Annotated in this window: 17 protein-coding genes; 8 read left to right on the top strand and 9 right to left on the bottom strand. The window is 74.2% G+C overall.

Going from position 1 to position 18,508, the window contains the following annotated elements:
* Positions 1-65: 65 nt before the first annotated feature.
* From A4R25_RS24515 to serS, 5 genes are all read left to right on the top strand, one after another.
* Complete coding sequence (locus A4R25_RS24515; RefSeq protein ID WP_064448221.1) at positions 66-491, top strand: hypothetical protein; 426 nt, start codon at positions 66-68, stop codon at positions 489-491.
* Positions 488-1,624: an alcohol dehydrogenase catalytic domain-containing protein gene (locus tag A4R25_RS24510; protein ID WP_064448220.1), complete on the top strand. Its 1,137-nt coding sequence runs from the start codon at positions 488-490 to the stop codon at positions 1,622-1,624. Before A4R25_RS24515 ends, A4R25_RS24510 begins: the two co-directional genes overlap by 4 nt.
* A gap of 31 nt (positions 1,625-1,655) precedes the next feature.
* On the top strand, positions 1,656-2,831 hold the full coding sequence (locus A4R25_RS24505) for a trans-acting enoyl reductase family protein (RefSeq protein WP_064448219.1): 1,176 nt from the start codon (positions 1,656-1,658) through the stop codon (positions 2,829-2,831).
* Between the two features lie 31 nt (positions 2,832-2,862).
* Positions 2,863-3,975 (top strand): MerR family transcriptional regulator, encoded by a 1,113-nt coding sequence (locus tag A4R25_RS24500; RefSeq protein ID WP_064448218.1) that lies wholly within the window; start codon positions 2,863-2,865, stop codon positions 3,973-3,975.
* A gap of 470 nt (positions 3,976-4,445) precedes the next feature.
* Positions 4,446-5,729, top strand: coding sequence for a serine--tRNA ligase (gene serS, locus A4R25_RS24495; RefSeq protein ID WP_043329159.1), 1,284 nt, complete (start codon positions 4,446-4,448; stop codon positions 5,727-5,729).
* On the opposite strand, the gene A4R25_RS24490 is transcribed toward serS, so the two are convergent.
* From A4R25_RS24490 to A4R25_RS24475, 4 genes are read right to left on the bottom strand one after another with little or no spacing between them, the layout of a single operon-like run.
* On the bottom strand, positions 5,716-6,660 hold the full coding sequence (locus A4R25_RS24490; protein WP_064448217.1) for a cytochrome c biogenesis CcdA family protein: 945 nt from the start codon (positions 6,658-6,660) through the stop codon (positions 5,716-5,718). The genes serS and A4R25_RS24490 overlap by 14 nt on opposite strands.
* Positions 6,657-7,241 carry a redoxin family protein gene (locus A4R25_RS24485; RefSeq protein ID WP_064448216.1) on the bottom strand — a complete coding sequence of 195 codons (585 nt, stop codon included), beginning with the start codon at positions 7,239-7,241 and terminating at the stop codon, positions 6,657-6,659. Before A4R25_RS24485 ends, A4R25_RS24490 begins: the two co-directional genes overlap by 4 nt.
* Positions 7,242-7,257: 16 nt before the next feature.
* Positions 7,258-8,727, bottom strand: a complete 1,470-nt coding sequence (locus A4R25_RS24480; RefSeq protein ID WP_064448215.1) for an NADH-quinone oxidoreductase subunit NuoF family protein — start codon at positions 8,725-8,727, stop codon at positions 7,258-7,260.
* Positions 8,724-10,478 carry a hypothetical protein gene (locus A4R25_RS24475; RefSeq protein WP_231915620.1) on the bottom strand — a complete coding sequence of 585 codons (1,755 nt, stop codon included), beginning with the start codon at positions 10,476-10,478 and terminating at the stop codon, positions 8,724-8,726. Before A4R25_RS24475 ends, A4R25_RS24480 begins: the two co-directional genes overlap by 4 nt.
* A 239-nt stretch (positions 10,479-10,717) precedes the next feature.
* On the opposite strand from A4R25_RS24475, the gene A4R25_RS24470 reads away from it, so the two are divergent.
* Together A4R25_RS24470 and A4R25_RS24465 are read left to right on the top strand one after the other, a co-directional pair.
* On the top strand, positions 10,718-12,163 hold the full coding sequence (locus A4R25_RS24470) for an alpha-amylase family protein (protein ID WP_064448213.1): 1,446 nt from the start codon (positions 10,718-10,720) through the stop codon (positions 12,161-12,163).
* Between the two features lie 73 nt (positions 12,164-12,236).
* Positions 12,237-13,127, top strand: a complete 891-nt coding sequence (locus tag A4R25_RS24465; RefSeq protein WP_043329151.1) for a L,D-transpeptidase family protein — start codon at positions 12,237-12,239, stop codon at positions 13,125-13,127.
* Positions 13,128-13,133: 6 nt separating this feature from the next.
* On the opposite strand, the gene A4R25_RS24460 is transcribed toward A4R25_RS24465, so the two are convergent.
* The 5 genes from A4R25_RS24460 to A4R25_RS24440 form a co-directional block, all read right to left on the bottom strand.
* Entirely contained in the window at positions 13,134-13,754 is a 621-nt protein-coding gene (locus A4R25_RS24460) for a response regulator (RefSeq protein ID WP_064448212.1), read from the bottom strand.
* Positions 13,751-14,908, bottom strand: coding sequence for a sensor histidine kinase (locus tag A4R25_RS24455; protein ID WP_064448316.1), 1,158 nt, complete (start codon positions 14,906-14,908; stop codon positions 13,751-13,753). Before A4R25_RS24455 ends, A4R25_RS24460 begins: the two co-directional genes overlap by 4 nt.
* Before the next feature lie 21 nt (positions 14,909-14,929).
* The gene (locus A4R25_RS24450) at positions 14,930-15,727 is read right to left on the bottom strand and encodes an ABC transporter permease (RefSeq protein ID WP_043329148.1); all 798 of its coding nucleotides are present in this window, start codon (positions 15,725-15,727) and stop codon (positions 14,930-14,932) included.
* A gap of 16 nt (positions 15,728-15,743) precedes the next feature.
* Positions 15,744-16,628: an ABC transporter ATP-binding protein gene (locus A4R25_RS24445; RefSeq protein ID WP_064448211.1), complete on the bottom strand. Its 885-nt coding sequence runs from the start codon at positions 16,626-16,628 to the stop codon at positions 15,744-15,746.
* Between the two features lie 109 nt (positions 16,629-16,737).
* Positions 16,738-17,481 carry an SDR family NAD(P)-dependent oxidoreductase gene (locus A4R25_RS24440; RefSeq protein WP_043329146.1) on the bottom strand — a complete coding sequence of 248 codons (744 nt, stop codon included), beginning with the start codon at positions 17,479-17,481 and terminating at the stop codon, positions 16,738-16,740.
* A gap of 137 nt (positions 17,482-17,618) precedes the next feature.
* On the opposite strand from A4R25_RS24440, the gene A4R25_RS24435 reads away from it, so the two are divergent.
* The gene (locus tag A4R25_RS24435) at positions 17,619-18,470 is read left to right on the top strand and encodes an alpha/beta hydrolase (RefSeq protein WP_064448210.1); all 852 of its coding nucleotides are present in this window, start codon (positions 17,619-17,621) and stop codon (positions 18,468-18,470) included.
* Positions 18,471-18,508: the final 38 nt, after the last annotated feature.

The following is an 18,508-nucleotide window of genomic DNA, read 5'->3' as shown; positions in this document are numbered from 1 at the left end:
TGGAGGCACGCGGGCGGCCGGCCGGGCAGCGCCGGCCGCCCGAGGCCGGGACCTCGGGAGGTCAGGTGGCGCGGATCAGACGGCTGGCGGCGGGCGCGCTGGCGCTGGCGGCCGGCGGGGCGCGGAGGCTGGCCGATCGCCTGCCGCAGCGGGCCGCAACGGATCCACGGCCGGGGCGCTGGCAGAAGGTGACGGTGGCCGCCGAGCCCGAGCGGGTGCTCCCGGCCGGACGGTGGCCCGAGCCGCTGCGCCGTCTCGACGGGGCGGTCGAGGTGTGGGCCCGCCCCGCGCCGGGCGGTCGCGGCACGGAGCTGGCGATCCGTCCGCTGGGCGGGGAGTGCACGTTGCCGGGGTTCGCCGCGCACCTGGTCGGTGACGACCCGGGCCGGTACCTACGCCACGTGCTGCGGCAGACCAAGCAGCTCCTGGAGACCGGCGAGGTGCTGCGGGCGGACCGTTCGCCGCTGGAGCGGCCGGGACCGGTGCGATGAGGGCGCTGTGCTGGGCCGGGGCCGACGCGGTGGAGGTGCGCCACGTCCCGGACCCGGAGCTGCGCAACGCCCAGGACATGATCGTGCGGGTGCGGCGCAGCATCACCTGCGGCGCGGACCTGCCGCTCCTGGACGGGCGGGTGCCCGAGGCGTCCGCCGGGGAGGTGCTCGGACGGGAGTTCCTCGGCGAGGTGGTCGAGGTCGGTACGGAGGTACGCCGGCACCGGGTCGCCGACCGGGTGGTGGTGGGCGCCGCGGTGGCCTGCGGGGCGTGCTGGTTCTGCCGGCAGGGGCTGCTCGCCTGCTGCGACAACGGCACGAGCGGCGTGACGGCCGAGCCGGAGTGGGGCCAGCCGTCAGCGGGCGGTTTCGGCCGGCCGGCCCGGCTGGGCGGGTTCGCCGGTGGCCACGCCGAGTTCGTCCGCGTGCCGTACGCGGACGTGGGCGCGTTCGCCGTACCGGAGTCGGTGAGCGACGACCGCGCGGTGTTCGCCGCCGACGCCGCGCCGGCCGGCTGGTACGGCGCGGAGCTGGGCGAGGTCGCCCCGGGCGACGTGGTGGCGGTGTGGGGCGCGGGCGCGGTCGGCCAGCTCACCGCCGGGGCGGCGGTGGCCCGGGGCGCGGACCGGGTGATCGTGGTCGACGACCGGGACGACCGGATGAGCATGGTCGCCCGGCACGCCGGGGTGGAGGCGCTCAACCACAGGTACGTGGACGTGCTCGCCGAGCTGCGGGAGCGCAGCGGCGGCCGGGGCCCGGACGTCTGCGTCGACGCCTCCGGGGTGCCGGCCGAGCCGAACCGGTGGCCGCTGACCGAGGCGGACGGCGGGGCGGCGCTGCGCGAGGCGGTGCACGCGTGCCGCAAGGGCGGCGTCGTGGTGGTGCTCGACGCCCGGCCCGGGGTGGTGGACCGGTTCCCGCTCGGCGCGCTCGCGGACAAGGGCCTCGCCGTCCGCGCGGCCCGGCGGCGGGGCGCGACGGCGATCCCGGAGCTGCTGGCCCGGATGGCCCGCGACGAGCTGGTCACCGAGCATCTGGCCACGCACCGGATGCCGCTGGAGCGCGGCGCCGACGGGTACGCGTTGTTCCGCGACCGGGCCGACGGCTGCGTCCGGGTGGTCTTCACGCCGTGAAGGTGAGCGCCGTGGATGGCACACTCGGCGGATGCGCGCAGACCGTCGGTACGACCTCGTCCTGTTCGGCGCCACCGGCTTCACCGGCGGGCTGACCGCCGAGTACCTGGCCCGGCACGCGCCGGAGCGGCTGCGCTGGGCGCTGGCCGGGCGTAACCCGGACAAGCTGGCCGCGGTGCGGGAGCGGCTCGCCGCGATCGACCCGGCCCTGGCCGAGCTGCCGCTGCTCACCGCCGACGTGACCGACCCGGCGTCGCTGCGCGCGGTGGCGGAGTGCGCCCGGGTGGTGGCCAGCACCGTCGGGCCGTACGTGCACCACGGCGAGCCGCTTGTGGCCGCGTGCGCCGCGGCCGGCACCGACTACCTCGACATCACCGGTGAGCCGGAGTTCGTGGACCGGATGTACGTGCGGCACCACGCCGAGGCGGTACGCACCGGGGCCCGCCTGGTGCACGCCTGCGGCTTCGACTCGATCCCGCACGACCTGGGCGTCTGGTACACGGTCAAGCAACTGCCCGCAGACGGGCCGATCGCCGTGGACGGGTACGTGCGGGCCGGTGGCCGGTTCTCCGCCGGCACGTACCACTCGGCGCTCACCGCGTTCTCCCGTACCGGTGAGACGAGCCGCGCGGCGCGGGCGCGGCGGGCGATGGAGCCGAAGCCCGACGGGCGCCGGGTCCGCGCGGTGCCGGGCAAGGTCGGCCGGGTACGCGAGTTCGGCCAGTGGGCGGTGCCCCTGCCCACCATCGACCCGCAGGTGGTCCGCCGGTCCGCGGCGGCCCGCCCGGAGTACGGCCCGGACTTCCGCTACCGGCACTTCGCCGCGCTGAAGCGGCTGCCTACGGTGCTCGTCGCAGGTGTCGGGCTGGCCGGTGTGATGGGGCTGGTGAAGGTGGCGCCGACGCGGCGCTGGCTGCTCGGGCGGCTCGCCTCCGGGCAGGGCCCGACGGCCGAGCAGCGGGCCAAGTCGTGGTTCCGGGTGCGGTTCGTGGGCACCGGTGGCGACCGCCGGGTGGTGACCGAGGTGGCCGGCGGCGACCCGGGCTACGACGAGACGGCCAAGATGCTCGCCGAGTCGGCGCTCTGCCTGGCCTTCGACGACCTGCCGGAGACCGCCGGGCAGGTCACGCCGGTCGCGGCGATGGGCGACGCGCTGCTGGACCGGCTGGTACGCGCGGGCATCACGTTCCGCACGCTGTCGGCGTGAGGTTGACCCTCGACCCGCTTGAGGTCACAGGATGACGGCCGTGGAGAGCGAGCTTCGCAGCATCGGCGAGCTGGCCCGGGCCAGTGGCCTGACGGTCAGCGCGCTGCGGTTCTACGACCGTTCCGGGGTGCTGGCCCCGGCCCGGGTGGACCCGGTGACCGGCTACCGCTGGTACACCGAGGAGCAGGTGGACCCGGCCCGGCTGGTGGCCGGGCTGCGCCGGGTCGGGATGCCGCTGGCCGGCATCGCCGAGGCGCTGCGGAACCGGCACCGGCCGGCCGAGGTGCACCGGCTGCTGGACGCGCACCTGCGCCGTCTGGAGGACGGCCTGGCCGACGCGCGTCGTGAGCTCTCCCGGATCCGTTGCCTGATCGACCCGGAGGAGCCCACAGTGACCACCCGCCTCGCGCTGGCCCGCACCGACCTGGCCGCCGCCGTGGACGCCGTACGCTTCGCCGTCGGCGCCGACCCCGAGCTGCCGGTCCTGTCCGGCGTGCTGCTGGAGGTCGCCCTCGACGGGGTGCACCTGGTCGCCACCGACCGGCACCGGCTCGCCGTGGCCCGGGTCGCCGGCACCGTCGACGGCCCGCCGGTGAGCGTGCTGCTGCCGGTGGCCGCCGTCGACGAGCTGCGGGCGCTGCTGGACGCTGCCGGCTCGGTGTCGGGCCTCGACGGCTCGGACGTCGCCGAGGTCGTCGTCGCCCCCGGCCGGGTGACCGTCACGGTGGCGGGCCGGCCGCTGACCGCCGTACCGCTGCCGTACGACTTCCCGGACTACCGCCGGCTGCTGCGCGCGCAGCTCGGTGACGTACCCGCGTACCGGATCCCGGTCGACGGCGCGGCGCTGCGCGCGGCGCTCACCGCCGACGGCGTCCCGGTCTGCCACCGCGCGCACGAGGGCGTCGAGCACGAGGTGGTGGCGCTCGGTCTGGACGGCCGCGGCGAGCTGCGCCTTGTCGACCCGGCCGGCGCGGCCGGCGCTGACGCGCTTCGGGTTGGGCTCAACCGGGAGTACCTGCTGGACGCGCTGGGGTCCGGCGACGGCCAGCTCGTGCTGGAGCTGGACGGCCCGATCGCCCCGCTCGCCGTGCGACGGACCGACGACGCGCACGCCTTCTCGGTCCTGATGCCGGTACGCCTCTGACGCTCAGCGCTCCCGGGCCTCCGCCACCCGGCCTCCGCCACCCGGCCTCCGCCACCCGGCCTCCGCCAGGCCCCGGCGGAAGACGTCAGTGACTGTGCGTGATGCGAACGCTCCCCCGGGATGTTTGCCCTTCGCGGACTTTGCTCTGCAGCCATCCGCGCGACGCTGACGCTGCGTCGAACGCCGCGTCGGTGGCTGCAGAGCAAAGTCGCCGAAGGGGCACACCCGCCCGAAGGCGAATCCGTCAGATTGACCAGGTCAGCACGCCGACCAGCGGACGCGGGTCGGAGCGGGCACCAGCACACCGTCACGGACTGTGAGTACACCCCTCCGACAACACCACCGTCACGCGCCGTCACCGAAACGGGCCCCGTGGCGGCGGGCTGTGCGGGCCGGGCCGGGGCGACGGGGGCGCGACGGTAGCATCTGGAGGTCCCACCTGACTGCCTGGACGGAGGCGTACGAGCAGCATGCTCGACATGGAGTTGATCCGGAAGGATCGCGAGGCGGTGGCGACCGCGCTGGCGAAGCGTCTGGATCCCGCCGAGGTCACCCGGACGCTGGACGACATCCAGCGGCTCGACCAGGAACGACGCGCCCTGATCACGGAGATCGACGCCGAGCGGCAGCGCCGCAAGGCCGAGGCGCGGGCGTACGCGGAGGCGAAACGGTCCGGCGGCACGCCGCAGCCGGTCGCCCCGGAGGCCGAGCGCAAGCAGCTCGCGGAGCTGGAGTCCCAGCTCGACGAGGTGCAGTCCCGGCTCCGCGCGGTGATGAGCGAGCTGCCGAACCTGCCCGCCGACGACGTGGTCGCCGGGGGCAAGGAGGCCAACCGGGTGGTGCGGACGTTCGGTGAGGCGCCGGCCATCGAGAAGGTACGCGACCACGTGGAGCTGAGCCGCGCGCTCGGCCTGGTCGACCACGAGCGGGGCGTGAAGCTCGGCGGCTCGGGCTTCTGGATGTACACCGGTCTGGGCGCCCGGCTGGAGTGGGCGCTGGTGAACTGGCTGATCGAGCAGAACATCCAGGCCGGCTACGAGTTCCTGCTCCCGCCGCACCTGCTGCTGGACAGCGCCGGTTACGCGGCCGGGCAGTTTCCCAAGTTCCACGACGACGTCTACCACATCGACAAGCAGTCGTCCTCGCGCGGCCAGTTCCTGCTGCCCACGGCGGAGACGGCGATCCTCGGCGCGTACCAGGACGAGATCCTGGAGACGCCGAAGCTGCCGCTGAAGGCGTTCGCGTACACGCCGTGCTACCGGCGCGAGGCGGCCGGTTCGCACTCCGACGAGCGCGGCACGGTGCGCGGCCACCAGTTCAACAAGGTGGAGATCTTCCAGTTCACGCTGCCGGAGCAGGCGGGCGCGGCGCTGGAGGCGATGGTCGGGCACGTCGAGGGCCTGGTCGGCAAGCTGGGTCTGCACTTCCAGACCAGCCTGCTGGCCGCCGGTGACGCCAGCGCCTCGATGAAGAAGACGCTCGACGTCGAGGTGTGGATGCCGAGCACCGGCAAGTACAAGGAGGTGTCGTCGGTCTCCTGGGCCGGTGACTACCAGGCGCGCCGGGCGGCGATCCGCTACCGCGAGCCGGGCGCGAAGCAGACCCGTTTCGTGCACACGCTCAACGGCTCGGCGCTGGCCACCAGCCGCCTGTTCCCGGCCATCCTGGAGCAGCACCAGCAGCCCGACGGCTCGGTGGTGGTCCCGGAGGTCCTGCGCGACAAGCTCGGCACCGACCGCCTCACCCCGCGCTGACCCGCTCCCCCGCCGCCGCCGTCCCCGCCCCTTCCCCGCGATCTTGCACTTCCGGCCCGCGAGAAGTCCGCTTCACCCCTTCCGCCCGGGCCCCAACCGCAAGATCGCGGGAAAGGGGGCGGCGGCGGGTGAGGAGCACGGCGGCCAGGAGCAGGGCCGCGAGGACCGCGGGGCCCAGAGTGTCGACGGCCTTCACCAGGGTCTGCTGGAGCTGGGCGGCGGCGCGGATCACCGGGTCGGTGAAGGCGTCGTACCGGCCCTGGGCGAGGCGCACCTCGTACCAGCCGTACCAGGCGACGTAGCCGCCCGCGACCACGAGCACCAGGCCGCTCAGACGCGGCGCCCAGGCGCCCGCGCCGCGTAGTCGCGCCACGACCCGGCCGCGCAGCAGCGCCACGGCGAGCGCGGCCACCCCGACCACGAGCGCCATGCCCACCGCGTACGCGCCGAACAGCGCCAGCCCGCGCAGCGGCGACCCGGCCCGCATGCTGGTCACCACGATCGCCAGGAACGGCGCTATCGCGCAGCTCAGCGACGTGAGCGCGTACGCCGCGCCGAACAGCACCATGGACGGCCAGGTGCGGGTGAGCCGGGGCGCGACGCGCAGCGGGCCCGGGGCGGGCAGCCGCTTGCCGGCGAGCAGCCAGCACCCGGCCAGCGCCAGCAGCACGCCGAGCGTCACCGTCAGCCACGGCAGCCGAGGGCGCAACCAGTCGGCGGCCGGTGCCACGGCCAGCCCGAACGCGCCGAACACCAGCACGTACCCGAGGGTGAGCGCGGCCGTCGCGGTGAGCGCGCGGCCGACCGCGCCGCGCCCGCCGTCGGGCCCGGCGACGAGCAGTGACAGGTACGCGGGCAGCATCGCGAAGCCGCACGGGTTGACCGCGCCGAGCATGCCGGCGGTCAGGGCGAGCAGCAGCGCGCCGGTCATCCCCGGGCCAGCGTCTCGACCTGCCGGGTGAGCGCCTCACCGTCCAGGAATCCCTGGTGGACGACCCGGCCGGTCCGGTCCAGGACGACGAACGTGCTCTGCTCGGTCACCTTGAAACGGCGCCACAGCGCGCCGTTGCGGTCGTCGATCTGGGTCGTGCCGCCCAGGTCGAACTCGGTGACGAAGTCCTTCATCGCCTTCTGCTCGCCGAGCCCGGCGACGCCGACGATCGGGACCGTGTCCCGGTAGGCGGGGGCGATCTCGGCGACCGTCCACGCCTGGCTGGCGCAGGTGGCGCACCAGGGCGCCCAGAACCAGAGCAGCACCGGCCGCCCGGCCAGGTCGGCGGCGGAGAACGCCGTACCGTCGAGGGTCTTGCCGGTGAACGTCAGCGTGGCCGGCACCGCGGCCGGTGGCGCGGACGTCGGCCCGCCCGGCGTCGCGGCGGGGGACGCGACGTCCGGGGGCGCGGCGGCGGGGGCCGCGGGTGGCACCGCCCCGGCCTCGGGTCCGGCCGCGCAGCCGGTGGCGAGCGTGGCTGCGAGTACGACGGCGGCGGTCACACGAACGGCGGTACGCATCGGCGGCTCCTGGGTTCTACTCGGCCCGGACCAGGCGAAGCGCGAGTTCGGGACAGACCTTTACCGCCTTGAGCGCGCCTTCGCGCAGCCACGTCGGCACCGGGGTGGGCGGGAACGCCGGGTAGCCGTTGCCGTCGAGCCGGATGAAGTCCGGCACCACGTGCGCGCAGAGCCCGTGGCCGTCGCAGCGGGACCAGTCGAGCGTGAGCTTCTGCGGGTTGGCGTCGGGCGCGCCGGGCAGGCCCATCATGCCCTTGACCCGCTTGCCGCAGCCCTCGCCGGTGGCGTGCAGCCGCAGGTCGTCGGCGAACACCTCCATGGCGGACAGCGCGAACCGGGCGGTGCCGTCCGGGTGGCTGCACGCGCCGCGTCCCTTGACGTCCCCGGCCGCGGCGCGGACCAGCTCGACCGGGGCGCTGCCGGAGACCGCGAGGTCGACCGAGCGGGCCAGGTCGGGCAGGCCCATCTTGCACGGGCCGCACTGCCCGGCGGACTCACCGGCCAGGTACCGCACGACCTGGGCGGCCTCGCCGAGCGGGCAGGTGTCGGCGCCGAGCGGCACGATGATGCCGGCGCCGAGCGTGCCGCCGACGGCGGTGAGCCCCTTGCGGGACACCTCGGCCCGGTCCGCCGCCGCCGCGGTGATCCACTTGCCGTGGTAGCCGCCCATCAGGATGCCGGGGCCGGGCGGCACCTCGCACAGGTCGAGGATCTCGCGCAGCGGGGTGCCCGCGGCGCACTCCACCACGGCGGGCCGCTTCGCCGACCCGGTGACGGTGAGCAGCACGGTGCCGGGCTCGTCGTCGGTGCCGAGCGCGGCGTACTCGTACGGGCCGATCCGGGCGGCGACGGCGAGCTGGGAGTACGTCTCGGCGTTCGACAGCAGGGTGGGCAGCCCGCCGACGCCGGAGTCGCTGGAGCGCTTCTTGGTGCCGGGCGGGATGTGCGGCAGGCCGTTGATGCCGTTGACGAGCGCGCCGCCCTCGCCGGAGATGAACCGGTGCGGCACCGTGACGATCGTGGTGGGCACCGGCATCCGGCGTTCCTTCAGCGCCTCGGCCAGCGAGGGCCGGCCCACGTCGTCGTCGGCGACGCCGATGACGATCTCCTCCGCGTCCAGCGCGAACGCGGCCAGCGCGGCGCCGTCCAGGATCAGGTGCGGGGCGCGGGTGAGCAGCACCTTGTCCTTCCAGCTCGCCGGTTCCCCCTCGGTGGCGTTGACGACGACCACGGCGGAGAGGTCCTGCCGCTCGCAGGACTCCAGCACCGCGCGCAGCTTGCGGGCGAACGGGAAGCCCGCGCCGCCCTTGCCCTTGAGGTCGATGGCTTCGGCGAGCCGCAGCAGCGCCGCCGGTTCCATCGGGCCGATCGGGCCGTGCACCTCCTCGTGGGCGAGCAGGTCGAGCCGGCCGAACTCGGCGAACCCGGCGGTCAGGCGGGGCTCGCCGACGCAGGCGACCGGTGGGACCGTGGTCTGCCGCGTCACCGGGCCTCACCCCGCAGCCCGGCCCAGTACGCCCCGTCGACCGCGTCCGCGTCGGCCCGCTTGCGCCGGCCGGACCGGCTGTCCTTGCCGGCCCGCATGGCGCGACGGGAGGCGAGGTCGACGAGCGTCGGGGTGTCGTCCACGAACGCCTCGTCGGCGTCGTAGCGGGCCGGCGGGCGCCAGTAGTCCGGCTCCTCCGGCACGTCCTCCTCGTCCCGGTAGCGCCGGCCGGATCCGCTGAGCGGCTGCGCCGACATCGGGCTGCCGGAGATCGGCCCGGCCGAGATCGGCTCACCGGAGACCGGGCGGGTCTCCCAGCGGCGCGGGCTGTCCCACGGCTCCTCCGGCTCGCTGCCGGCACGCGGCGGCGCGGAGTAGCGGACCACCTCGGCCGGGGTGGCGTACCGGCTGCTGTCCGGCGGGGCGGAGTGGCGGCCACCGGTGTCCGGGGGCGCGGAGTGGCGGCCACCGCTCTCCGGCGGGGCCGAGTAGCGGGCGGCGACGTCCTCGTCGGCCCGGGAGCGGCGACCGACCCGTTCCTCGTCGGTCCGGGACCGGCGGCTCACCCGCTCCTCGTCGGTGCGGGACCGGCGGCCCGCCGGCTCCTCCTCGGACCGGCGACGACGGCGGGAGCGTTCACTGTCGGACCGGCGTGCCGGCACCAGTTCCTCGTCCCGGTCGAAGAGGACCGGCTCGCGCTCCTCCTCGCGTACCCGGGTGGCGACCCGCTCCTCGTCGCGGCGGCGGGCGGCCGCACGGACCGGTTCGCGCAGCGAGCCGGGTTCCGGCACCACGGGTACGGCGAACCGCTCGGGGTCGCGCCGCCGGGCGGTGCCGGCCGGCGCGGTCCAGGTGGCGGTGGCCTCGGCCCAGCGCCCCCGGCCGGTGCCGCTGTCCTCCTTGGCGCTGTCCTTCTTGCGGGTGAGCACGGCGAACACGCCGGTCCGCTCCTCGGCCTTGCCGGCCATGGCCTTGTTGAGCGCGGCGGCCTGGTGCTGTTCCCGGCTGCGCTTGCCCAGGTGGACGGAGAGCCGCACCATCAGCGCCAGCACCACGGCCAGCACGCAGGCGAGGTAGCTGAGCAGCACCCAGGTCGCCGCGGGCCGGCCGGCGTTGAGGCCGTGCACCAGCGCGAACGGCCAGGACACGTAGGCCATCGAGTGCAGCGCCCGCCAGAACCACTTGGGACCGACGCCGGCGAACCGGACCCGGACGATTCCGGTCCAGAGCACGCCCACCATCAGCAGCGCGGCGACGGTGCCCAGTCCGACGTAGAGGCCGGCGCCGCCGATGAACGGCACCACCGCGTCGGTGGGGCCGGCCCGGCCGATGGCCACCTTGGTGATGACGTGGAAGACCAGTCCGGCCACGCCGAGCACGCCGGTGGCGCGGTGCGCGGACTGGAGCAGCACGCGGTGCCGGATGAGCAGCACGAGGCGGTCGGTGGCGAGCAGGCCCAGCATGACGGTGATGCTGAGCGCGACCAGGGCGACCACCCCGGCGAAGAACTCGGTGAAGAAGAATCCGTACGAGTACATGAGCCCGCCGGCGCCGGCCAGCTCCACTCCGGCCCACGCGAGGCCGAGTGCGGAAGCGGTCAGCGCCGCGATCGCGGACTTCGACATGGTCCGGGCACCACGGCTGCTGGTGGTGGTCCGGACGGTCGTCGTCTTCTCGTTCTGCTGTGCCCGGGCCATCTGCTCCTCGATCGTCTCGCGGCGGCGCCCCCACCGGCCGACCCTGCTCCCCACTCAGGTACGGAGCGACGGCGCGGACGGATCACCTCCGGTGGCGAATTTCTCGGCCGGTTTTTCGAACCGTCCGGTCCGGACGCGCGTGTAGCGCCTGACGCAACGACGAATGCCCATACGTTGACAGTCCTTGCAACATTCTCGTAACCTTGCCGCAAAATTTCAGCGCGGGCTGCAAGAAGCCAGCACTGAGACAGGCTCCACTCCCCCGCATCCCCCGCACCCCCGCAGGAGTCCTGATGCATCGACGCCGATTCCGCGCCGCGGCGCTCGCCCTGGGCCTGGCCGCCAGCCTGCTCGTCCCGATCACGGCGGCGGCTCCCCCGGCCACCGCCGCCACCCCGGGCGCCAAGAAGGTCATCGTCCAGCTCTTCGAGTGGAACTGGACGTCGGTGGCCGCCGAGTGCACCAGCACGCTGGGCCCGAAGGGCTACGGCTACGTGCAGGTGTCCCCGCCCCAGGAGCACGTCAACAGCAGCCCGTGGTGGGTGTCGTACCAGCCGGTCAGCTACCGGATCGAGTCCCGCAAGGGCACCCGCGCGCAGTTCCAGTCCATGGTGAACACGTGCCACGCGGCGGGCGTGAAGGTGATCGTCGACGCCGTGGTCAACCACATGTCCGGGCAGGAGAACGGCGGCACCGGCTGGGCCGGCTCGTCGTACGGCCACTACAACTATCCCGGCATCTACTCGGCGCAGGACTTCCACTACTGCGGGCGCAACGGCAACAACGACATCGCCAACTACAACGACCGGTACGAGGTGCAGAACTGCGAGCTGGTCAACCTCGCCGACCTCAAGACCGAGTCGGAGTACGTGCGCGGCCGGCTCGCCGCGTACCTCAACGACCTGCTCTCCCTCGGCGTCGACGGGTTCCGCCTGGACGGCAGCAAGCACATGCCGGCCGCCGACATCGCCGCGATCAAGGCCAAGCTGAACCGCAGCGCGTACCTGGTGCAGGAGGTCATCTACGGCGCGGGCGAGCCGATCCAGCCGACCGAGTACACCGGCAACGGTGACGTGCACGAGTTCCGGTACGGCAAGGACCTGGCCCGGATGTTCAACAACGAGCGGCTGGCGTACCTGAAGACCTTCGGTGAGTCCTGGGGCTACCTGTCGAGCGCGAAGGCGGTGGTCTTCACCGACAACCACGACACCCAGCGCGAGGGCGGCGTGCTCACCTACCGCGACCGCGGCACGTACGCGCTGGCCAACGCGTTCATGCTGGCCTGGCCGTACGGCACCCCGGCGGTGATGTCGAGCTTCACCTACAGCGGCCGGGACCAGGGCCCGCCCGCCGACGGCAGCAACCGGATCACCAACGTCACCTGCTACTCGGGCTGGGAGTGCGAGCACCGCTGGCCGGTCATCGCCAACATGGTCGGCTTCCGCAACGCCACCGAGGGCGCCGGGGTCTCCAACTGGTACGACAACGGCTACCAGCACATCGCGTTCAGCCGTACCGGCAAGGGCTACCTGACGATCAACGACGAGGGCAGCGCGGTGAACGGCCGCTCGTACTACACCGGGTTGCCGGCCGGCCGCTACTGCGACGTCGTCCACGGCACGTTCAGCAACGGCTCGTGCAGCGGTCCGGTGATCACGGTGGACTCGTCCGGCTGGTTCGCCGCGAACGTCCCCGCGCACGACGCGATCGCCATCCACATCGGCGCGAAGCTCAGCTGAGCCACCCGGGCCGCGAAGCCCCCGTACCCGTAGTACCGGGTACGGGGGCTTCCGGTCGGTTACAGTCAGTTTCGTGCTGTTCGACCGGTTTGCCGCGCGCCGACCTCCCGGTTGGCTGATCGCCGCGCTCGCCGTACCGCTGCTGCTCGTCACCGCGCTGCTGGTCGGCCGCGCGCTCACCGTCACGCCCGCGCGCCCGTCAACGCCGGTCGTCGCCGCGCCCACGAGCACGACCGCCGCGCCGAGCCCGTCGCCGTACGAGTCGGTGCCGCCCGCCGCGCGCCCGCCGGACGACCTGCCGGTGATCACCTACGACCCGGCGCCGCGCGGCTTCCCGCCCGACCCGGATCCGGCCGACACCCGCCAGCTCGGCGAAGGGCTGCGCCCGAACCGCAACGTGGCCGCGTACGACGCGCCGGGCGGCCGTCCGCTGGCCTTCCTCGCGCCGACCATCAACGGCGTACGGCTCACCGTGCCGATCGTCGAACGCCGCTCCGGCTGGACCGCCGTGCTGCTCCCGTCGGCCAACCGCACCATCGCCTGGCTGCCCTCGGGCGGCTGGACCACGGTGGCGCTGCGCGACCAGATCGTGGTGGAACGGCGCACCCACCGCCTCACCTGGAGCCGGGACGGGCGCGCGATGCGCACCTGGCCGGTCAGCCTCGGCATGTCCGGGCAGCTCACGCCACTGGGCCGCACGTTCGTGCTGGGCCGCACCCCGCCTCCGGAGGCCGTCTACGGCGGCGTCGACATATTCGCCCTCGGCGCGATCCCGGACGACCCGGGTGCGGTGCCGACCGGGCTGCGCGGCGCCCACATCGGACTGCACAGCTGGTACAACGACGACACGCTCGGCAAGAACGTCACGAACGGCTGCATCCGGCTGACCCGCAGCGCCCAGCGCCTGCTGCTGACCGAGGTCGAGCCGGGCACCGCCTTCGTCGTGGTGGACCGCCTGCCCTGACCGGGCTCAGCCCAGCAGCCAGCCGTTGGCCTCGGCCACCCGCACCGCGTCGGCCCGGTTGCGGGCGCCGGTCTTGCCGATGGCTGCGGAAAGATGATTGCGTACGGTCCCCTCGGACAGGTGCAACGTCGCCGCCAGCTCCGCCACCGTGCCGCCGCCGCGCGCCGTACGCAGCACCTCGGTCTCCCGCTCGGTGAGCGGGCTCGGCCCGGTGGCGAGCGTCTCGGCGGCGAGCGCCGGGTCGACCACCCGCAGCCCGGCGTGCACCCGGCGGACCGCGTCGGCGAGCTGCCGGGCCGGGGTGTCCTTGACCACGAAGCCGTTCGCGCCCGCCTCCATCGCCCGGCGCAGGTAGCCGGGCCGCCCGAACGTGGTCACCACGAGCACCCGGCAGGACGGCAGCGCGGCCCGCAGCGCGGCGGTCGCGGCCACCCCGTCCAGGCCCGGCATCTCCACGTCGAGCAGCGCCACGTCCGGGCCGGCGCGCAGCGCCTCCGGCACCACCTCGTCGCCGCGGCTCACCTCGGCCACCACAGTCAGGTCCGGCTCCAGCGACAGCAGCGCTGCGAGCGCGCCCCGGACCAGCGCCTGGTCGTCGGCGAGCAGCAGCCTGATCGGCTCGGTCACGGGCGCGTCCCTCCGTCCGGATCCGCTGCGGGCACCGTCACCCGGAGCAGGAAGCCACGCCCGTCGTCCGGCCGCGCCACCGTCACCGTCACCGTCGCGTCCAGCCGCCGGGCCCGCTCCCGCAGCCCGGCCAGCCCGTGCCCGGCCGGGCCATGCTGGTCCGCCGGGCCCCGGCCGTCGTCGCGTACCTCCACCGCCGACGGTTCCACCCGGATGAGGCAGTGGCGGGCGCCGCTGTGCCGCACCACGTTCGTCACCCCCTCGCGGACCGCCCAGCCGAACAGCTCGTCGCGGTCCGCCGGCAGCGGCGGCACCGACTCCGGCAGCTCCGCGACGACGCCCGCGGCGGTCAGCGCCGACCGCGCGCCGGCCAGTTCGGAGGCCAGATCCACCCCGCGGTACGCCCCGACGGTGCTCCGCACGTCCGCCAGCGCCTCCCGGGCCAGCCGCTCGATGTCGGCGACCTCGGTGGCGGCGCGGGCCGGGTCCAGCTCCAGCAGCCGGCCGGCCAGTTCGGCCTTGACCGCCACCACGGTGAGCGAGTGCCCGAGGATGTCGTGCAGGTCCCGGGCGGCGCGGGCGCGTTCCTCGGCCACCGCCAGCCGGCGGATCTCCTGCTGCGCGGCCTGGAGTTCGCCGTTGCGCTGGGCCAGCCGGCTCACCCCGAACATCGCGAACGAGGCGAGCAGCACCGCGAAGACGAGCGTGCTCTCGTGCTCCCAGCCGGGCACCAGACGCGCGGTCACCGGCGGCGCCGCCGCGGCCAGCACCACCACGACCAGCGCCTCTGCCGACGGCAGCAGGAACACCGCGGCTGCCCCGACGAAGACCAGTGTGGTCAGCCAGTCGCCGCCGGTGCCGGGGATCCCGGCCAGCCCGAGCGCGAGCAGCACGGCGATCAGCAGCCGGGCCCGGCCGGGCGGCACCGGCCGATGGCGCTGCCGTCGGCCCCGGGCCCATTCGAAGATCAGCACGTACGCCACGGCGAACGCGACGAGCGCGCCGATCCCGACCAGCCGCCGCCACAGTTGGGGCTGGTGCAGTGCGGTGCCGAGCGGGATGTTGAGGAAGAACAGCCAGACCGCCGCCAGCAGCCAGCCGGTGAACCGCCAGTGGCGGTTCACCGGCCGGGCCGGACCGGGCGGCGACGTCACGCCGACCACGCTAGACCCCGCTCAGACACGGGTGGTGTCCCGGCGGAACAGCCGGGCCGCGCCGAGGCCGAAGAACACGGTCCAGGCGGTCACGTTCGCCACCGCCGCCCAGTCCACCCCGGTGCCGGTCAGCGGCGCGCGGGCGAGCTGACCGACCCCGTACACCGGGGTGAACTTGGCGATCTGCTGCATCACGTCGGGCAGCAGCTCCAGCGGGACGAACAGGCCGCCCAGCATGGCCAGGATGGCCAGCGCCGGGCCCATGAACTGCATGACGTTCTCGGCCGGGGCGAGGTAGCCGACGAACAGCCCGAACGCGGCGAACACGAGCGCGCCGACCCAGGCGGTCAGGCCGGACTCGACCCAGACGTGGGCCGGCAGCCGCACTCCGGAGGCCGCGCCGACGGCGAACTCCACGAGTACGCCGAGCAGGCCGAGCACCATCGCGGTGGCCACCTTCGTCGCCACGTACGCGGCGGGGCGCAGCGGAGTGAGCCGCAGTTGCCGGCTCCAGCCCAGCGCGCGTTCGGTGGCGACGGCCGCGCCGGCGCTGGTGGTGGCGACCATCGCCGCGTACACGGCCAGGCTGATCATGATCCAGCCGGTGACCGGCAGCCCGTTGTCCAGCTTCTCCCCGCGCGTGGGCAGCCCGAACAGCAGGAAGAACACGGCCGGCATGACGAGGATGAACAGCAGCGTACGGCGGTTGCGCAGCACCCGGCGTATCTCGATGGCGAGCACCGGCGCGCAGAACCCGCCGAGCATGGGCGGCCGGCGGTCGACGGCGCGGGCGGTGGTGGACGAGGTCGTGGCGGTCATGGCGAGGCTCCCCGGTTCAGGCGGTCAGGGTGAGGAAGGCGTCCTCGAGGTTGCGTGAGGTGATCTCCAGGTCCCGGGCGTCCGTGCGGGTCAGCAGGTGCCGGGCGACCACATCGGAGTCCCCGGTGTGCACGAGGACCGCGTCGCCGCGTACCTCGACCGAGCGGACGCCCGGCAGCGCGGCGAGCGCGGCCTGGTCGGCGCCGGGCAGCGTCGCCCGCACCACCCGCCCGGCGGCAAGGTTCTTGATCTCGGCGGTGGTGCCGTCGGCGACCACGCGGCCCTGGCGGATCAGCACGATCCGGTCCGCGTACGCGTCGGCCTCGTCCAGGTAGTGGGTGGCGAACAGGACGGTCCGGCCGGAGCGGGCGTCGGCCCGGATCGCCTGCCAGAAGTCGCGCCGGCCCTCGACGTCCATGCCGGTGGTCGGCTCGTCCAGCACCATCAGGTCCGGGTCGGGCAGCAGCGCGAGCGCGAACCGCAGGCGCTGCTGCTGCCCGCCCGAGCACTTGCCCACCGCGCGGTCGGCGATCCCGGCGATGCCGGCGCGCTCCAGCACCTCCGCCACCGGCCGGGTGTGGCCGTAGAAGTGCGCGGTCATCCGTACCGTCTCGGCGACGGTGAGGTCCTTGAGCAGGCCACCGGTCTGCATCACGGCGGCGATCCGGCCGTGCCGGACGGCGTCGGCCGGCTCGCCGCCGAAGAGGCGGACCGTGCCGGCGTCCGGGCGGGCCAGCCCGAGCAGCATGTCGACTGTGGTGGTCTTGCCGGCGCCGTTGGGGCCGAGGAACGCCACCACCTCACCGGCGGCGATCCGCAGGTCGAGCCCGTCGACGGCGGTCACCGGGCCGAAGGTCTTGGTGAGTCCGGCCAGGTCCACGGCCGGTGCGGAATCGGTCATGTCCCGATGCTCCGGCGTGCGGTGTCCGGTTCCCCGGAGCGGCAGTCACCTTCCGGCCGTGACATTTGTCAGGCGGTCACGCCGCCGACGCCGGAAGCTCTGGGGCCGCTCAGGCCGTCGCGCCGCCGTCGATCGCGATCGACGCGCCGGTGACGTGCCGTCCGCCGGGGCCTACCAGGTGACTGACAGTCGCCGCCACGTCGTCCGGGGTCGCGTACCGGCCGAGGGCGATGTGCGACCGCTGCCCGTCCGCGCCCGCGCTGTCCGCCGGGTTCATGTCGGTGTCGGTCGAGCCGGGCAGGATCAGGTTGACGGTGATCCCACGCGGACCGAGTTCGCGGGCGAGCGCCCGGGTCAGCCCGTTCACGGCGCTCTTGGTCATCGCGTACGCGCTCACCCCCGGTGCCGGGACGCGGCTGGCGAAGCTGCTGCCAATGTTGACGATCCGCCCACCCGCGCCCATGTGGCGTACCGCCGCCTGGGTGGCGAGGTAGACCCCGCGCACGTTCACCGCGATCGCCCGGTCCAGGGCGTCGAGGCTGACCGACTCGATCGGCCCACCCGCGAACACCCCGGCGTTGTTGACCAGGATGTCCAGCCGCCCCAACTCGGCGACGGTCCGGTCCACTGCGCCGATCACGGCCGTCGCGTCGGCGCTGTCCGCGTTGATCGCCAGGCCGGTCCGCCCGTACGCCTCGATCTCGGCCACCACGGACTTCGCGCTGTCCTGCGCGGTGCGGTAGGTGAACGCGACGTGGATGCCGTCCTCGGCCAGCCGGCGCGCGACGGCGGCGCCGATACCCCGGCTCCCGCCCGTCACCAGGGCGACCCTGTCGGCAAGTCTGACCGTCATGTCGTCATCCTGACAGTCGACTCAGGACGCTGATCATCCGGGTCAGCCGTCAATTCCTGTCCGGCCGGTCAGGCAGGATTGCCGGCGCCCAGTCCGGGTACGCGCGGGCCGTCCAGCGGCGAAACGGGGAGGCGGACATGAGCGCACCGACGGGACGGGTCGACACGATCGTGCTCATCCACGGGCTCTGGATGACCTCGCGGAGCTGGGAGCACTGGGCGCAGCGGTACTCAGCGCGCGGCTTCCAGGTGCTCACGCCCGCCTGGCCCGGGATGGACCGCGAGGTGCAGGAGCTGCGGGCCGACCCGGCCCCGATCGCCGCGCAGCGCATCGCCGACATCACCGACCACTACGCGGCGATCGTCAAGGGCCTGCCGCGCCCGCCGATCATCATGGGCCACTCGTTCGGCGGCCTGATCGCCCAGTTGCTGGCGGACCGCCGCCTCGGCGCCGCGGTGGTCGCCGTGCACCCCGCGCCGGTACGGGGTGTGCTCAAGCTGCCGCCCAGCACGCTTCGCTCCGGGTATTCGATCCTGCACAACCCGGCCAACCGGCACCGCGCCGTGCCGTTCACCCCGGAGGACTTCCGGTACGCCTTCGGCAACACCATCAGCCAGCAGGAGTCCGACGCCGCCTGGGAGCGGTACGCCGTACCGGGCGCCGGGCACGTGCTGTTCGAGGCCGCGTTCGCCAACCTGGACCCGAACTCCGCCACCGAGATCGACAAGAAGCGCAGCGACCGCGCCCCGCTGCTGATCACCGCGGGCGGCGAGGACCACGTGGTGCCCGCGTCCTTGGCCAGCTCGATCGCCAACCTCTACCGGAGTTCGACGGCGCTCACCGGCTACCGGGAGTTCCCCGGCCGGTCGCACTTCGTCGGCGGCGAACCGGGCTGGGAGGAGGAGGCGGACTACGCGCTGGAGTGGGCGGTCGAGGCGGCGAACGAGTATTCCCCGACAGTGGTCGCCGAGGCCCCTCGACGGCGTTGACCGACGAAGATATCAAGATCAGCGAAAATTGATATCAT

This window comes from Micromonospora sp. NBRC 110037 (genome assembly GCF_001652995.1).
GTDB lineage: Bacteria > Actinomycetota > Actinomycetes > Mycobacteriales > Micromonosporaceae > Micromonospora > Micromonospora chalcea.
The sequence above is the reverse complement of the archived record's forward strand: the minus strand, read 5'-3'. Positions and strand labels throughout refer to the sequence as shown.

Excerpts from the sequence above, each read along its gene's own strand:
- A4R25_RS24435 (WP_064448210.1), top strand. The coding sequence starts at position 17,619 with ATGAGCGCACCGACGGGACGGGTCGACACGATCGTGCTCATCCACGGG.
- A4R25_RS24485 (WP_064448216.1), bottom strand. The coding sequence starts at position 7,241 with ATGCGTACCGCCGTTCGTGTGACCGCCGCCGTCGTACTCGCAGCCACG.
- A4R25_RS24510 (WP_064448220.1), top strand. The coding sequence starts at position 488 with ATGAGGGCGCTGTGCTGGGCCGGGGCCGACGCGGTGGAGGTGCGCCAC.
- A4R25_RS24445 (WP_064448211.1), bottom strand. The coding sequence starts at position 16,628 with ATGACCGATTCCGCACCGGCCGTGGACCTGGCCGGACTCACCAAGACC.
- A4R25_RS24440 (WP_043329146.1), bottom strand. The coding sequence starts at position 17,481 with ATGACGGTCAGACTTGCCGACAGGGTCGCCCTGGTGACGGGCGGGAGC.
- A4R25_RS24500 (WP_064448218.1), top strand. The coding sequence starts at position 2,863 with ATGACGGCCGTGGAGAGCGAGCTTCGCAGCATCGGCGAGCTGGCCCGG.
- serS (WP_043329159.1), top strand. The coding sequence starts at position 4,446 with ATGCTCGACATGGAGTTGATCCGGAAGGATCGCGAGGCGGTGGCGACC.
- A4R25_RS24490 (WP_064448217.1), bottom strand. The coding sequence starts at position 6,660 with ATGACCGGCGCGCTGCTGCTCGCCCTGACCGCCGGCATGCTCGGCGCG.
- A4R25_RS24505 (WP_064448219.1), top strand. The coding sequence starts at position 1,656 with ATGCGCGCAGACCGTCGGTACGACCTCGTCCTGTTCGGCGCCACCGGC.
- A4R25_RS24470 (WP_064448213.1), top strand. The coding sequence starts at position 10,718 with ATGCATCGACGCCGATTCCGCGCCGCGGCGCTCGCCCTGGGCCTGGCC.
- A4R25_RS24450 (WP_043329148.1), bottom strand. The coding sequence starts at position 15,727 with ATGACCGCCACGACCTCGTCCACCACCGCCCGCGCCGTCGACCGCCGG.